The organism is Microbacterium sp. C-MGS6 (assembly GCF_058140415.1).
This window is the reverse complement of record NZ_CM176934.1, coordinates 778,107-792,151: the sequence shown is the minus strand read 5'-3', so window position 1 is coordinate 792,151 and position 14,045 is coordinate 778,107. Positions and strand designations below refer to the sequence as shown.

At 69.5% G+C, this 14,045-nt stretch carries 19 protein-coding genes; 7 read left to right on the top strand and 12 right to left on the bottom strand.

What is annotated here, in order from left to right; all coding sequences use genetic code 11:
• Positions 1–41 precede the first annotated feature (41 nt).
• Entirely contained in the window at positions 42–446 is a 405-nt protein-coding gene (locus AC3B5L_RS03870) for a MerR family transcriptional regulator (RefSeq protein ID WP_187663329.1), read from the bottom strand.
• Between the two features lie 55 nt (positions 447–501).
• Between AC3B5L_RS03870 and AC3B5L_RS03865 the strand changes: the two genes are divergently transcribed.
• Entirely contained in the window at positions 502–1,395 is an 894-nt protein-coding gene (locus AC3B5L_RS03865) for an NAD(P)/FAD-dependent oxidoreductase (RefSeq protein ID WP_259952948.1), read from the top strand.
• Positions 1,396–1,462: 67 nt separating this feature from the next.
• On the opposite strand, the gene AC3B5L_RS03860 is transcribed toward AC3B5L_RS03865, so the two are convergent.
• A complete protein-coding gene (locus AC3B5L_RS03860; RefSeq protein ID WP_259952947.1) occupies positions 1,463–2,104 on the bottom strand; it encodes a histidine phosphatase family protein in 642 nt (213 codons plus the stop codon).
• A gap of 1 nt (position 2,105) precedes the next feature.
• Positions 2,106–2,495: a DUF5684 domain-containing protein gene (locus AC3B5L_RS03855; RefSeq protein WP_126894018.1), complete on the bottom strand. Its 390-nt coding sequence runs from the start codon at positions 2,493–2,495 to the stop codon at positions 2,106–2,108.
• A 132-nt stretch (positions 2,496–2,627) separates the two neighbouring features.
• Between AC3B5L_RS03855 and aspS the strand changes: the two genes are divergently transcribed.
• The gene (gene aspS, locus AC3B5L_RS03850; protein WP_259952945.1) at positions 2,628–4,406 is read left to right on the top strand and encodes an aspartate--tRNA ligase; all 1,779 of its coding nucleotides are present in this window, start codon (positions 2,628–2,630) and stop codon (positions 4,404–4,406) included.
• A 103-nt stretch (positions 4,407–4,509) separates the two neighbouring features.
• Here aspS and AC3B5L_RS03845 read toward each other — a convergent pair whose 3' ends face one another.
• Entirely contained in the window at positions 4,510–5,283 is a 774-nt protein-coding gene (locus tag AC3B5L_RS03845) for a sulfite exporter TauE/SafE family protein (protein ID WP_187664096.1), read from the bottom strand.
• Positions 5,284–5,390: 107 nt separating this feature from the next.
• Here AC3B5L_RS03845 and AC3B5L_RS03840 point away from each other — a divergent pair, with 107 nt between their 5' ends.
• The 5 genes from AC3B5L_RS03840 to AC3B5L_RS03820 all read left to right on the top strand — a co-directional run bounded on the left by AC3B5L_RS03840 (position 5,391) and on the right by AC3B5L_RS03820 (position 9,992).
• Positions 5,391–5,906 carry a GNAT family N-acetyltransferase gene (locus tag AC3B5L_RS03840; RefSeq protein WP_259952943.1) on the top strand — a complete coding sequence of 172 codons (516 nt, stop codon included), beginning with the start codon at positions 5,391–5,393 and terminating at the stop codon, positions 5,904–5,906.
• 135 nt (positions 5,907–6,041) lie between these two features.
• Entirely contained in the window at positions 6,042–7,181 is a 1,140-nt protein-coding gene (locus AC3B5L_RS03835; RefSeq protein WP_187663323.1) for an ABC transporter substrate-binding protein, read from the top strand.
• A complete protein-coding gene (locus tag AC3B5L_RS03830) occupies positions 7,178–8,116 on the top strand; it encodes an ABC transporter permease (protein WP_396817560.1) in 939 nt (312 codons plus the stop codon). The genes AC3B5L_RS03835 and AC3B5L_RS03830 overlap by 4 nt, the downstream gene beginning before the upstream one ends.
• Complete coding sequence (locus tag AC3B5L_RS03825; RefSeq protein ID WP_259952941.1) at positions 8,113–8,904, top strand: ABC transporter permease; 792 nt, start codon at positions 8,113–8,115, stop codon at positions 8,902–8,904. The genes AC3B5L_RS03830 and AC3B5L_RS03825 overlap by 4 nt, the downstream gene beginning before the upstream one ends.
• Positions 8,901–9,992, top strand: a complete 1,092-nt coding sequence (locus AC3B5L_RS03820; RefSeq protein ID WP_187663320.1) for an ABC transporter ATP-binding protein — start codon at positions 8,901–8,903, stop codon at positions 9,990–9,992. Before AC3B5L_RS03825 ends, AC3B5L_RS03820 begins: the two co-directional genes overlap by 4 nt.
• A 101-nt stretch (positions 9,993–10,093) precedes the next feature.
• On the opposite strand, the gene AC3B5L_RS03815 is transcribed toward AC3B5L_RS03820, so the two are convergent.
• The 8 genes from AC3B5L_RS03815 to AC3B5L_RS03780 form a co-directional block, all read right to left on the bottom strand.
• On the bottom strand, positions 10,094–10,849 hold the full coding sequence (locus AC3B5L_RS03815; RefSeq protein ID WP_187663319.1) for an amino acid ABC transporter ATP-binding protein: 756 nt from the start codon (positions 10,847–10,849) through the stop codon (positions 10,094–10,096).
• Positions 10,846–11,643, bottom strand: coding sequence for an amino acid ABC transporter permease (locus AC3B5L_RS03810; RefSeq protein ID WP_187663318.1), 798 nt, complete (start codon positions 11,641–11,643; stop codon positions 10,846–10,848). The genes AC3B5L_RS03815 and AC3B5L_RS03810 overlap by 4 nt, the downstream gene beginning before the upstream one ends.
• 34 nt (positions 11,644–11,677) lie before the next feature.
• A complete protein-coding gene (locus AC3B5L_RS03805; protein WP_268777239.1) occupies positions 11,678–12,490 on the bottom strand; it encodes a basic amino acid ABC transporter substrate-binding protein in 813 nt (270 codons plus the stop codon).
• A gap of 143 nt (positions 12,491–12,633) precedes the next feature.
• Entirely contained in the window at positions 12,634–12,936 is a 303-nt protein-coding gene (locus AC3B5L_RS03800; protein ID WP_280567187.1) for a Dabb family protein, read from the bottom strand.
• Positions 12,933–13,229, bottom strand: a complete 297-nt coding sequence (locus tag AC3B5L_RS03795; RefSeq protein WP_292797752.1) for a glutaredoxin family protein — start codon at positions 13,227–13,229, stop codon at positions 12,933–12,935. Before AC3B5L_RS03795 ends, AC3B5L_RS03800 begins: the two co-directional genes overlap by 4 nt.
• A complete protein-coding gene (locus AC3B5L_RS03790; protein ID WP_187663315.1) occupies positions 13,226–13,528 on the bottom strand; it encodes a rhodanese-like domain-containing protein in 303 nt (100 codons plus the stop codon). Before AC3B5L_RS03790 ends, AC3B5L_RS03795 begins: the two co-directional genes overlap by 4 nt.
• A gap of 79 nt (positions 13,529–13,607) precedes the next feature.
• Positions 13,608–13,706 (bottom strand): 30S ribosomal protein bS22, encoded by a 99-nt coding sequence (locus AC3B5L_RS03785; RefSeq protein WP_003792170.1) that lies wholly within the window; start codon positions 13,704–13,706, stop codon positions 13,608–13,610.
• Between the two features lie 114 nt (positions 13,707–13,820).
• Positions 13,821–14,012 (bottom strand): helix-turn-helix domain-containing protein, encoded by a 192-nt coding sequence (locus tag AC3B5L_RS03780; protein WP_025104463.1) that lies wholly within the window; start codon positions 14,010–14,012, stop codon positions 13,821–13,823.
• Between the last annotated feature and the right edge of the window lie 33 nt (positions 14,013–14,045).

Sequence of the window (14,045 nt, the reverse complement as noted above, 5' to 3'; positions counted from 1 at the left end):
GCAGAGCTTCCTATGCATCGGCCGGGTACCCCCGGGGGGAGTCAGAAGCGCGCGAGCACGTCGTCCACCCCGGCGCGGAACCGCGGACAGGTCGCGATGTCGTGCGCCCGGCACCCCATAGCGTGCTCCGTCATTTCCCGGGATCGGCGCATCTCCTCCATCCGCCTGTCGAGGTCGTCGAGATGCTGCTGCAGCACCTGATGCCGGCCCGCGCTGCCGTCGTCGAGGAGCACGGCGATCTGGTCGAGGCTCATGCCGGCGGCCTTGCTGCGCTGGATGACGGCGATGCGCACGACCTCGTCCTCGCCGTAGCGACGCCGGCCCGCCGCGTCCCGGGGTGGCCGCAGCAGGCCGACCGTCTCCCAGTGCCGCAGGACGTTCGTCGGCAGGTCGAAACGCGCGGCGACCTCGCCGACGGACCAGGGATGCAGGTCGCTTGACTTCATGTTGACATGAAGTCACAGACTGGTGCCGAACGCAAGACGCGAGAAGGGAACCCCCATGTACGACGCGATCGTGATCGGTGCCGGCCCCGCCGGACTCCAGGCGGCGCTCACCCTCGGACGGATGCATCGGCCGGTGCTCCTGCTGGACTCCGGCGAGTACCGCAATGGCACCGTGCAGCACATGCACAACATGATCGGTGCCGATGGGAGGGCCCCGGCGGACCTCCGCGCCCAGGCCCGGGCCGAGCTCGCGGCCTATGCGGACGTCGAGGTGCGGGACGTCGCGGCGCAGCGGATCTCCGGCGACGCGGAGACGGGGTTCTCGGTGAGCCTCGCCGACGGGTCGGTGACCGACGCACGACGGGTGATCCTGGCGACCGGCGTCGCGGACGACCTCCCGCCGGTTCCGGGTCTCGCCGAGCTGTGGGGCGTCCGGGTCTTCAGCTGCCCGTTCTGCGACGGACACGAGCACGCCGGGAGGCCGATCGCGATCCTCGGGGCGGCGCCCCGGGCAGCCCATCTGATCGGGTTGCTCGGCCGGATCGTCGGCGAGATCACGGTGGTCCCGGTGGGAGAGCCGTTCGCTGCGGAGGACCGTACCGCGCTGGAGGAGCTCGGGGTACGGGTGGCCTCCGCTCCGGTCGAGGCTGTCGCCGCGCACGGGGACGGGGTGCGGGTGCGCAGCGCCGAGGGCGACCTCGACGTCGCGGGCGTGTTCGTGGCCTCCGGCACGATGCGACACCGGGCGCCCTTCGCCGCCGACCTCGGGCTGCGGATGCTGGAGTCGGGGTCCATCGAGATCGACGAGTTCGGGAGGACGTCACTTCCGGGGGTCTTCGCGGCGGGCGACCTCGCCCATCGCGCGACCCTCCCCGGCCCGATGGCCTCGGTCCTGCTCGCCGCCGCCGCGGGACAGCTCGCCGCGGTGGGGGTGCTCCAGTCCCTCTGACTTCGAATCGCCCGATCGGTCCCATCTCCGGGCCGGATGGGGCCATTCAGGCGATTCGAACAGGGGGTCAGACGGCCCCGACGTCGACAGCACCGCCGGTCGCGGCGGGCTCGGCGTAGGAGACCTCGCGCCAGACGTCGCCCACGCGTTCGAACGAGGTCACACTCGACAGGGCGCAGCGGCGGGTCCGCGGGTCATGCTGCAGCGGGAGGCCGGCCACGCGGAGGTGCGTGATCCAGATCGGCGCCTGATGCGACACCATCACGATGTCCCCCGCGGTCGGGATCTCGGCCGCGGCCGTCCATGCCTCGTCCATCACGCCGAGCATGCGCTCCGCGATCGAGGCGTACGGCTCCCCCCAGCTCGGCAGCGACGGCTGGCGCAGGTGCCACCAGTTCACCGGATTCATCAGCGACCGCCGCATCCGGGTGCCCTCGAACACGTTCGTCGGCTCGATCAGGCGGATGTCCGTCTCGGGTTCGAGGTCGAACACCTCCGCGAAGGGGGCGGCCGACTCCTGCGCGCGCTCCAGAGGCGACGCGAACAGCGCGGTCACCGGATCGCCGAGCCCGGCCACATGCTCCGCCGCCGCCTGCGCCATCTCCTCCCCCGCGGTGCTGAGGTGGTAGTCGGGCAACCGTCCGTAGAGCACGCGGGACGGGTTGTGCACCTCACCGTGGCGAACGAGGTGCAGAAGTGATGCCGCCACGTCAGACCTCGCGGTAGCGGGAGTCGCCGAACCCGAGGATCAGATAGCCGATGTAGGGGAAGAGGAACAGCAGGAAGAAGGAGAACACCCCGCCCTTGCCGAAGCGCGCGCCGAGTTTGAACGCGACGATGACACCGAGGATGAAGTTCGCGATCGGCACGAGGTAGAGCAAGGCGAACCAGCCCGACATCCCGGCGATCTTCACGAGGAACACGACGTTCACGATCGGGATGATCGCGAGGATTCCGGGGTAGCCCGCCTTCGTGAACACCTTCCACAGGCCGACCACGACGAGGATATAGAAGATGAGGGCGATGAGTCCCGTCGTGCCGGAGAAGATCGCGCCGAACAGGTCGGGAAGGCCGTTGCCGTCCGAGATGGAGAGGTTCATGGGGGTGCGCCTTTCGTCGTGGCGATCCTACTGAGGTGCCGCTGCTCCGCGCAGGCGACCCGGCCGGGAAGGGCCGGGACGCCCGCGTAGACTGGGCGGGTTCATCTTTCCCCGGATCAGGAGGAATCCTCCGTGCTGCGCACCCACTCCGCAGGCTCCCTGCGCGCCGAGAACATCGGTCAGACCGTCACCCTCACCGGGTGGGTCGATCGTCGTCGTGACCACGGAGGCGTCGCTTTCATCGATCTGCGGGACGCGTCGGGCATCGCCCAGGTCGTCATCCGCGACGAGGAGATCGCCCACCCGCTGCGCAACGAGTTCGTCCTCAAGGTCACCGGGGAGGTGTCGCGTCGCCCCGAGGGGAACGCGAACCCGAACCTGCCGTCCGGCGAGATCGAGGTCATCGCGGCCGAGGTCGAGGTGCTGAACGAGTCGGCGCCGCTGCCGTTCCAGGTCTCGACCGCTCTGGCCGACACCGAGACCGTCGGCGAGGAGGCACGCCTCAAATATCGCTACCTCGACCTCCGCCGCCCGGCCGCCGCCTCCGCGCTGCGCCTGCGGTCCGACGTCTACAAGGCGATCCGCGACGTCCTGCACGCCGAGGACTTCACCGAGGTCGAGACCCCGACCCTCACCCGTTCCACGCCGGAGGGCGCCCGCGACTTCGTCGTCCCGGCCCGTCTGCACCCGGGCAGCTGGTACGCCCTGCCGCAGTCCCCGCAGCTCTTCAAGCAGCTGCTCATGGTCGGCGGTGTGGAGAAGTACTTCCAGATCGCCCGCTGCTACCGCGACGAGGACTTCCGCGCCGACCGTCAGCCCGAGTTCACGCAGCTCGACATCGAGATGAGCTTCGTCGACCAGGAGGACGTGATCGCCCTCATGGAGTCGCTCATCGTGGCGATGTGGAAGACGATCGGCGTCGAGGTGCAGACCCCGCTGCCGCGGATGACGTACGCCGATGCCATGGCGAAGTACGGCTCCGACAAGCCCGACCTCCGCTTCGGGCTCGAGCTCGTCGAGGCGACCGAGTACTTCACGGACACCCCGTTCCGCGTGTTCCAGGCCGAGTACGTCGGCGCGGTGCGCATGCCCGGCGGTGCGAGCCAGCCGCGCAAGCAGCTCGACGCGTGGCAGGATTGGGCCAAGCAGCGCGGCGCGCGCGGTCTCGCCTACGTGCTGTTCAACGAGGACGGCACCCTGGGCGGCCCTGCCGCGAAGAACCTGTCCGAGGCCGAGCAGGCGGGACTGGCGGAGTTCGTCGGCGCCGAGCCGGGCGACTGCGTGTTCTTCGCCGCCGGTGCCACCAAGGAGAGCCGGGCGCTGCTCGGCGCCGCACGGGTCGAGATCGGCCGTCGCCTCGGGTACCTGAACCCGGACGAGTTCGCCTTCACGTGGGTCGTCGACGCCCCGATGTTCGAGCCGGCCGCGGATGCGGTCGCCTCCGGAGACGTGGCCGTGGGTGCGGGCGCCTGGACGGCCGTGCACCACGCGTTCACGGGCCCGAAGCCCGAGTTCGAGGACACGTTCGACACCGACCCCGGATCGGCCCTCGCCTACGCGTACGACATCGTGTGCAACGGCTCGGAGCTCGGCGGCGGGTCCATCCGCATCCACCGCGAGGATATCCAGAAGCGGGTCTTCGAGGTCATGGGCATCAGCGACGAGGTGGCGCAGGAGCAGTTCGGCTTCCTCCTCGACGCGTTCAAGTTCGGCGCTCCCCCGCACGGCGGCATCGCGCTCGGCATGGACCGCGTGCTCCAGCACCTGACCAAGACCGAGTCGATCCGCGATGTCATCGCCTTCCCGAAGTCCGGCAACGGCTTCGATCCCCTCACCTCCGCTCCCGCTCCGATCACCCCGGAGCAGCGCGCCGAGGCCGGTGTGGACTTCACACCCGAGGACGAGGCCTGACCCGCCGACACCCTGTCTTACCGCCGAGACCCCGGGACACTGCCGCCGGCAGCCCGGGGTCTCGTCGCGTACCCGGGGTCTCGGCGAAGAAAGAAAGGGAGAATCAGGCGAAGAGGGGGGCGAGGTTCTCGTTCCACACGTCGACACCGAGCTTCGCGATGAGAGCCACCACCACGACGAGGAACACCACGCGGATGAACGTCGTGCCGCGGGAGATGGCCATCCGCGAGCCCAGGTAGCTGCCGGCGACGTTCGCGACCGCGAGGATGCCCCCGAGCAGCCACAGCACCGAGCCGTGCGGGATGAAGAGGAGCAGCGCCCCCGCGTTCGTCGCGAGATTCACGATCTTGGCCTTCGCGCTCGCCTGCAGGAAGTCGTACCCCAGCAGCGCGACGAGGGTGATCACGAGGAAGGTGCCCGTCCCCGGACCGATCATCCCGTCGTAGAACCCGATGCCGAGCCCGGCCAGCCCGGCCATGATGTGGTGCTTGTGCCCGTGGAAGCGCAGCTGCGTCGCCGCCCCGAGCTGGGGACGGAGCGCCGTGAACAGGGCGACCGCCAGCAGCGCGATCACGATGATGGGCTTGAAGGCGGCCGGGGGCAGCACCGTCGCGACCGCCGCGCCGCCGAACGAGCCGATCAACGCGATCACCGCCATCGGCAGGGCCGTGCGGAGGTCGGGCTTGGCACGGCGGTAGTAGGTGATGCTGCTGGTCGCGGTCCCGAACACGGAGGCGAGCTTGTTCGTCGCGAGCGCCTGGACCGGGGCGATGCCGGGGATGAGGAGCAGTGCCGGAAGCTGCAGCAGTCCTCCGCCGCCGACGACCGCGTCGATCCACCCGGCACTGAACGCCGCCACGATGATGAGGATCAACATCCCCCAGGTGAGCTGCTCGAGTCCGAGGAGGCTGCCGATATCCACCCCGCCATGATTCCAGACCCGCGGGCACCGTCACGCATCCGCGCCGCTGGCAGACTGGGGTCATGCTTCCCGCTCTCCCGCTGCCGCACCCGTTCGCGTCGAGGAGCGGGGACGCCGTGCTCCGGAGAGCGAGCGAGGCCGACACCGACGCCGTCATCGCGCTGCTCGCCGACGACCCGATCAGCGCCGCCCGCGGCGACGTGGCCTCCGACGAGGACCGCCCGGCGTACGAGCGCGGCCTCCGCGAGATCCTGGCCGATCCCTCCAACGACGTCCTCGTGGTCGAGCTCGACGGCGCGGTGGTCGGCACCCTCCAGCTCACGTCGATCCCGGGCATGGCACGCCGCGGCGCCCGGCGGCTGCTCGTCGAGGCGGTCCGGGTGCGCAGCGACCTCCGCTCGTCCGGCATCGGCTCCGCGGTCATGCGGTGGGTCGGCGATGCCGCGGCGCCCGCCCTCGGCGCGGCCATGGTGCAGCTCACCTCTGACGCCGCCCGCACCGACGCACACCGGTTCTACGAGCGCCTCGGCTACGTGGGCTCGCACCGCGGCTTCAAGTACACGGTCCGGCACGACTGATCCCCCGGCGCATCCCTGCGCCACCCGCCCGACACCGACCGTTCACCCGCGCCGCTCCCCGCGGCTACCTCGGGCTCATAGTGTCCTCTCGCAACCCGACACCGGCGTGCAACGCCGGACACCGAGAGGACACTCATGGCACGCTCCATCCGCCGCGCACGCATCGGCGCCGGCATCGCCCTGGCCACCACGGCCGTCATCGCACTGACCTCCTGCGCCTCGGCGACCGACGCCCCGGCCGCCGGCGACGACGCCGTGGACGCGGCGAGCGCGACGTCGGTCGAGGACTTCGGCTCGTTCGCCGACCTCGAGGCCGCCGCGAAGGAGGAGGGTCAGCTCAACGTCATCGCCCTCCCGCGCGACTGGGCGAACTACGGCGAGATCCTCGACCTCTTCGCCGAGAAGTACCCCGAGATCACCATCAACGAGGCGTCGCCCGACGTCTCCAGCGCCGAGGAGATCCAGGCCGCCGAGACGAACAAGGGCCTCGACACCGCCCCCGACGTCTTCGACCTCGGCCTCACCGTCGCTCTGCAGAACACCGATGCCTTCGCTCCTTACAAGGTCCAGACCTGGGACGACATCCCCGACGAGCTGAAGGAGCCCACCGGCCTCTTCGTCGGCGACTACGGCGGGTACATGTCGATCGGCTACGACTCCTCGAAGTTCGAGGCGCCGGCCGAGCTGTCCGACCTGCTCTCCGCCGACTACAAGGGTGCCGTGGCCATCAACGGCGACCCGACGCAGGCCGGCGCCGCCTTCGCCGCCGTGGGCCTGGCGACGGTGCAGTCGGACGGCACGCTCGACGACTTCCAGCCGGGCATCGACTTCTTCGCCGACCTGCAGAAGGCAGGGAACCTGCTCAAGGTCGACGTCACGACCGCGACCGTCGCCAGCGGCGAGACCCCGGTCGTCTTCGACTGGGACTACCTGAACGCCGCGCACACGGCCGACAACCCGAACTGGAAGGTCGAGGTCTTCGACGGCACCGGCTACGCGGGCTACTACAACCAGGCCATCAACGTCGACGCGCCGAACCCGGCGGCCGCGCGTCTGTGGCAGGAGTTCCTCTACAGCGACGAGGTGCAGAACCTGTGGCTGAAGGGCGGCGCCCGTCCGGTGCGCATGGAGGCGATGACCGAAGCGGGCACGATCGACGAGAAGCTCGCGGCGGCTCTCCCGGAGGCTCCGGAGGAGACCGTCGTGCCGACCGAGGAGCAGTCCGAGAACGCCGGCACGCTGCTCGGCGAGAAGTGGGCAGCGGCGGTCCAGTGACCTCTCTCGTCGCACCGGGGGTGGATGCCGCGGCGTCCGCCCCCGTCACCGCCGCCGGACCCGCGTCGCACGCGCGGGCCCGGCGGTCTGCGCCGTCCACGGCGTGGCTGGGGCTCGTGCCCTTCGCCGCCTACGTGCTGCTGTTCCTCGCCCTGCCCACCGTGCTCGCGATCGGCTCCGGGTTCTTCGACGGCGACGGCGCTTTCACCTGGACGAACGTCGCCGCCCTCGGCGACCCCGTCGTGCTCACGACCTTCGCGAACTCGGCGAGGCTCTCCCTGCTCACCGCGGCGGTCGGCGCCACCGTCGGTGCCCTGGTCTCCTATGCGTTGCTCGGCATGAACCCGGACGGCGTCGTGCGGCGATCCGTGGACGCGGCCGCCGGGGTCCTCGCGCAGTTCGGCGGCGTCATGCTCGCCTTCGCCTTCATCGCCATGATCGGCATCCAGGGCGTGGTCACCGTCTTCCTCCGCGACACGTTCGGCATCGATATCTTCGCCGAGGGCACCTGGCTGTACGAGCTGCCCGGCCTCATCCTCCCGTACATCTACTTCCAGGTGCCGCTCATGGTCATCACCTTCCTCCCCGCCCTCGCCGCCTTGAAGCCGCAGTGGGTCGAGGCGAACCTCACCCTCGGGGGCAGCAGGGCGAGCTTCTGGCTGCGGATCGGCCTCCCGGTGCTGGCGCCGTCGTTCCTCGCGAGCCTGCTGCTGCTCTTCGCGAACGCGTTCTCCTCCTACGCCACGGCCGCGGCGCTCGCGAGTCAGGGCTCGCAGATCGTCCCGCTGCAGATCCGCACGGCGCTCACGAGCGAGACGCTGCTCGGCCGGGAGAATCTCGCGGGCGCTCTCGCCCTCGGCATGATCGTCGTGGTCGGCGTCGTGATGGCGCTGTACTCGGTCATCCAGCGACGCGCCGCGCGGTGGCAGGCATGAACGGCCTCGCCCCGTCCCGCGCAACCCGTGCGGTGATCGGCATCGTGGTCGGCGCGTTCTTCGCTGTGCCTCTCGTGTCGACGTTCCTCTTCACGCTGCGCGGCACGGACGGTCTCTCCTTCGCGCACTGGGCCGCCCTCGTCGACCCCGCGGCGTCGGCGAGCCTGAAGCCCATCTGGACGGGGCTCGGCAACTCGCTGATCCTCGCGGTGGTGACAGTGGCGATCGTGCTGTTCCTCCTGGCCCCCACGATGATCCTCGTGAACCTGCGCTTCCCCAGACTGAAGGCGGCCTTCGAGTTCGTCGCGCTCCTCCCGATCTCGATCCCCGCGATCGTCCTCGTGGTGGGCCTCGCGCCGATCTACCTGCAGATCGGGCGGACCCTCGGCACCGGCACCTGGACCCTCGCCTTCGCCTACGGCGTCACAGTCCTTCCCTTCGCGTTCCGCTCGATCCAGGCGTCCATCGATGCCGCCGATCTGCGCACGCTGTCCGAGGCAGCACGCTCGCTCGGGGCGGGGTGGCCGACGGTCGTGCTCCGCGTCCTCGCGCCGAACCTCCGACAGGGCCTGCTCGCCGCCGCGCTGATCTCCATCGCGGTGGTGCTCGGGGAGTTCACGATCGCGTCCCTCCTCAACCGGCAGGTCTTCCAGACGGCGATGGTCGTGGTGCAGAAGCAGGACCCGTTCGCGCCCGCGATCTTCACGCTGCTCGCCCTGCTGTTCGTCTTCCTCCTGCTCCTGCTCATCGGCCGCGTCGCCCGCGGTCCGCGAAAGGCCCGCTCATGACCCTCGATCACGCGCTCCCGCGCACCAAGGACAACCTGCTGCTCGCCCAGGCCGGCGAGGGCACGCGGGTCGAGCTGCAGGGCATCGTGAAGAGCTACGGCGGCACGAGGGTGCTGCACGGCGTAGACCTCGACATCGCTCCCGGGGAGTTCGTCTCGCTGCTCGGTCCGTCCGGCTGCGGGAAGACCACCCTGCTCCGCGTGCTCGCCGGACTCGAGGGCGCCGACGAGGGGACCGTCCTCCTCGGCGGCGGAGATGTCTCGCGTGTGCCGACCAACCGGCGCGACATCGGGATGGTGTTCCAGTCGTACTCGCTGTTCCCGCACCTCCGCGTCGTCGACAACACGGCCTTCGGGCTCCGTCGTCGGGGTGTCGGCAAGGGTGAGGCGGCGCGACGGGCCCTCGACGCGCTCGCCCTCGTGGGTCTGGCCGACCTGGCCGACCGGTTCCCGCATCAGCTCTCCGGCGGGCAGCAGCAGCGGGTGGCCCTGGCTCGCGCCCTCGTCACGGAGCCTCGGGTGCTGCTGCTCGACGAGCCGCTGTCGGCACTCGACGCGAAGGTGCGCGTGCAGCTCCGTGACGAGATCCGGCGCATTCAGCTGCGGCTCGGCATCACGACCGTGTTCGTCACGCACGATCAGGAGGAGGCCCTCGCGGTGTCCGACCGGATCGCGGTCATGAACGCGGGTCGCATCGAGCAGATCGGCTCCCCGGAGGAGCTGTACACCACCCCCGCGAGCGCCGAGGTCGCCGCGTTCGTGGGCCTCTCCAGCGTCGTGTCCGGGGTCGCCGAGGGCGATCACGTCGTCGTGTGGGGGCAGCGTCTTCCCTTGCAGACCCCCGCCGATGGCCCCGTCGACGTGTACCTCCGCCCGGAGAACGTGCGCTTCACCTCCGCGGAGGATGCCGCCACAGATGCCCTCGTGGAGGAGAGCACGTTCCTCGGCAGCATGCGGAGAACCCTCGTGCGCACCGAGTCGGGCGAGCTCGTCCGCGTGCAGCACGCACCCACCGTGCACCCGTCGTTCGGCGACCGCGTCCGGATCGCGGTGACCCCTGTCCCGGTGGTCGCGCGTCCGCGCGGCTGACCTGAGACCCCGGGTTCACGTCGAGACCCCCGGCTGCAGTCGTCTGCAGCCGGGGGTCTCGACGAATGCCCGGGGTCTCGGCGACACCACGGCGGAGCGAACTACAGGACGCGGGAGAGGAAGTCCTTCGTGCGCTGGTGCTGCGGATTCGCCAGCACCTCGCGGGGGTCGCCCTCCTCGACGATCTGTCCGCCGTCCATGAAGATCAGCCGCGAGCCGACCTCGCGCGCGAAGCCCATCTCATGCGTGACGACGAGCATCGTCATGCCCTCATCGGCCAGCGACCGCATGACCTGCAGGACCTCGCCGACGAGCTCGGGGTCGAGGGCCGACGTGGGCTCGTCGAACAGCATCATGTCGGGGTTCATGCACAGCGCCCGCGCGATGGCCACCCGCTGCTGCTGTCCGCCGGACAGGTGCCCGGGGTACGCGTCGGCCTTCTCCGCGAGCCCGACGCGCTCGAGCATGGCGCGGGCCACCTTCTCCGCTTCGGCCTTCGAGCGTTTCTTCACCCGCTGCTGCGCGATCGTGAGGTTGCCGAGCACGCTGAGGTGCGGGAACAGGTTGAAGCTCTGGAACACCATCCCGATGCGGGTGCGCACGCGGTCGATGTCGATGTCGGGATCGGTGATGTCGATGCCCTCGATGAGCACCTTGCCGCCTGTGGGCTCCTCCAGGAGGTTCACGGAGCGGAGCAACGTCGACTTGCCCGACCCGGACGGGCCGATCACGCAGACGACCTCGCCGGCGAGCACCGTCAGGTCGATGCCCTTGAGCACCTCGTTGTCGCCGAAGCTCTTGTGCAGGTCCTGGATAGCGATCGCGGGGGCCTGCACGTCGATCAGGTCGGTGCTCATCGTGTCCTCGCCATCCGACGCTCCAGCCACGCGCTGAAACGCGTGAGCGGGATCGTCACGATCAGGTAGAGGATCGCCGCCATGATCAGCGGCGTTCCGTTGGCGTTCTGCGTGCTGGCGTCACGGGCGAAGGTCGTGAGTTCCTTCGACCAGATGAACGTGCCGACGACGAACAGCAGCGACGTGTCCTTCAGCAGCAGCACGAACTCGTTCGTCAGCGGCGGGATGATGATGCGGAAGCCCTGCGGCACGACGATCCAGAAGGTCGTCTTCATGGGCGACATGCCGAGCGATCGCGCGGCCTCGGTCTGCCCCTTCGGCACCGCCTGGAGTCCCGCGCGGATGGTCTCGGCCATGTACGCCGACGCCACGAGCACGAGACCGATCAGGCCGAGCACCACGGGACCGCCGAGCTCCTGCGCCCGCACGCCGAGCGCGATCGGCACGATGAACCCGATGGCGAAGATCGTGAGCAGGGCGGGGAGCCCGCGGAACAGTTCGATCCAGACGGTCGCGATCCACCGGAACGGACCGATCTCGGACAGCTTCATCAGCGCGAGGATCACGCCGAGGAGAAGGCCGCCGGCGAACGCCACCGCAGTGAACCACAGCGTGTTGACGAGCGCGGTCGTGATGATCCCCGGCAGCATCTTGGCTGCGACCTCGGGGTTGAAGAAGAGCTGCCCGAGCCGGGACCAGTCGGTGCTGAACGCGACCCAGACGGCGATCGCGATCAGCACCGCATAGACGGTGTACCGGTACAGCTTCTGCTTGGTGGTGCGCCTCAACGCCATTGTCAAGGTCCTCCCGACCTCCGTGTTCCCCGGCTCAGTTCGCCGTGAAGTACTGGTCGTAGATCTTCTGGTACTCGCCGTTGTCCCTCAGGTCTTTGAGCGCACCGTTCACGGCGTCGAGGAGCTCGTCCTTCTCGCCCTTCGCGAACGCGAAGCCGTAGGACTCGTCGGTCTCGTAGGTCTCGACGATCTCGTACGCGGAGTCGGCCTTCTCGTGCTCGAGGTTGACGGGCTGGTCCTGCAGGATCGCGTCGATCTGCCCCGCCTGGATGGCCGGCCACAGCTCGCCGTCCGAGGGGTACTGCACGAGCTGCGCGCCCTGAGCGTTCTCGGTCGCGTAGGCCTCACCCGTCGTACCCTGCTGCACGCCGACGTTCTTGCCGTCGAGGTCATCGATGGACGTGATGCCGGAATCGGTGCGCACGAGGAGCGACTGCAGCGAGTCGTAGTACGGGTCCGAGAAGTCGATGTTGGCCTTGCGCTCGTCGGTGATCGTCATGGCCGAGGCGCCGACGTCGCAGGTACCGGCGGCGAGGGTCGTGCCGGACTGCAGCGCGTCGAAGCCCACATCCTGCACGGACAGCTCGAGGTCGAGCTGCTCGGCGATCGCGCCGAGGAGGTCGATGTCGAAGCCGGTGTACTCGCCGTCGTCACCCTCGAACTCGAACGGCGGGTAGGGGATGTCGGAGCAGACGGTGAGCGTGCCCGCCTCGACGAGGCCGTACTCGTCGCCCGCGGCGGGCTCGCCACTGCTGCCCGCATCGGAGGAGCCGGTGGCGCATCCGGCGAGCGCGAGGGTGGCGGTGGCCGCGATCGCGAGGCCGGCGAAGAGGTTACGACGGGACATGTCGGCTCCTGAGAGTCGGGGGGCGGGTGAGCCCACGGACGGGTAGGAGTTCATCTAAACATGCGGCTCGTCGCGTGACCAATGACATCCCCTCGCGCCGCATCACGTTTGTGTTTCGGTGCCGCGAGGACGAGCCTCGACGCTCAGACCTCGGCGTCGACCGCCACGCGACCGGCGACGACCGAGCGGATGTACCCGGCGACCTCCTCGTGCGCGGGGTGCACCTGATACCGCTCGAGGTCCGCGACGGAGTCGAAGTCGGCGACCAGGGTGACGTCCCAGTTGGCGTCGGGGTACGCGTCGTTCGCGCCGGCCCAGATGCTGCGCAACTGCGGTACGACGCCGTCGAGGGCGTTCAGACGCCGGGCGACCTCAGCCGCCTGAGCCTTCCGCTCCCCCGCGTCCTCCGCGGCCAGCTTCCAGGTCACGACATGGCGGATGGTCATCGCAGCTCCTTCTGGTCGGCGCGGGCCTCCGCGTCGACGGCTTCTTCCAGCGCCTCGCGCAGGCGGTCGGGGGACACGCGCCAGTGCGCGTGCAGTCGCTCGTCGATGAGGACGACCGGGATCTTCTCCCACCACTGCTCGTACAGGGCGGGGTCGTCCTGGATCGACGCCTCGACGATCTGGATGCGCTCCGCGGCGGCGTCCGGCAGCTCGGCGACGACCGCGTCGACGACCTCGGAGGCCACGGCGCACAGATGGCAGTCGGGCTTGCCGATGAGGGTCAGCGTCGTCACGACGACGGGACCTCGACCTCGCGTCCCTGCGCGATCCACTCGCCGGTGCCGCCCTCGACGTTGGTGGCGTCGTAGCCGCGGGCCTCGAGCGCTTCGACCACACGGGCCGAGCGGCCGCCGGCCTGGCAGATCACGTCGAACGACTCCGCGGGAAGCTCTTCCAAGCGGTTGCCGATCTCGGACATCGGGATGTTCACGGCGCCGGGGACGTGTCCTGCCTGGAACTCGTTCACCTCCCGGACATCGATGAGGGGCGTGCCGGAGCGCTCGGCGAGTTCGGCGACGGTGATCGACTTCATGACATCCTCTCGGCGGTGCGGAACGGCGCGCAGAGACACAAAGCGCCCGTCCGAAGACAGGCGCTCGGTGTCTGGCCGCTTACTTCTTGTTGCGGCGCTGGTGGCGAGTCTTGCGAAGCAGCTTGCGGTGCTTCTTCTTCGCCATGCGCTTGCGGCGCTTCTTGATGACAGAACCCACGGAAACCTCACTAAGTCAGGGGCTGGGTGTCGCCGGAATCGGACACCCGGGTACGAGCACGAAAAATGCCTCGGATCATCCTAGCAAACTCAGGAGGGTGCCCCGCGCCCTCCGTCAGCCGGCGTCGGCGATGGGCCGCTGCAGAGCCTCCGCGACGGCGGACTCCGGCACGCGGTAGCTCCGTCCGAACCGGATGGCGGGAAGGTCACCGGCGTGCACGAGCCGGTACACGGTCATCTTGGACACGCGCATGAGCTCGGCGACTTCGGCCACCGTCAGGAATCGGACGTCTGGAACCTCGGGCATCCCACGTACCCCTTTCTCGATGAGCACACTCTA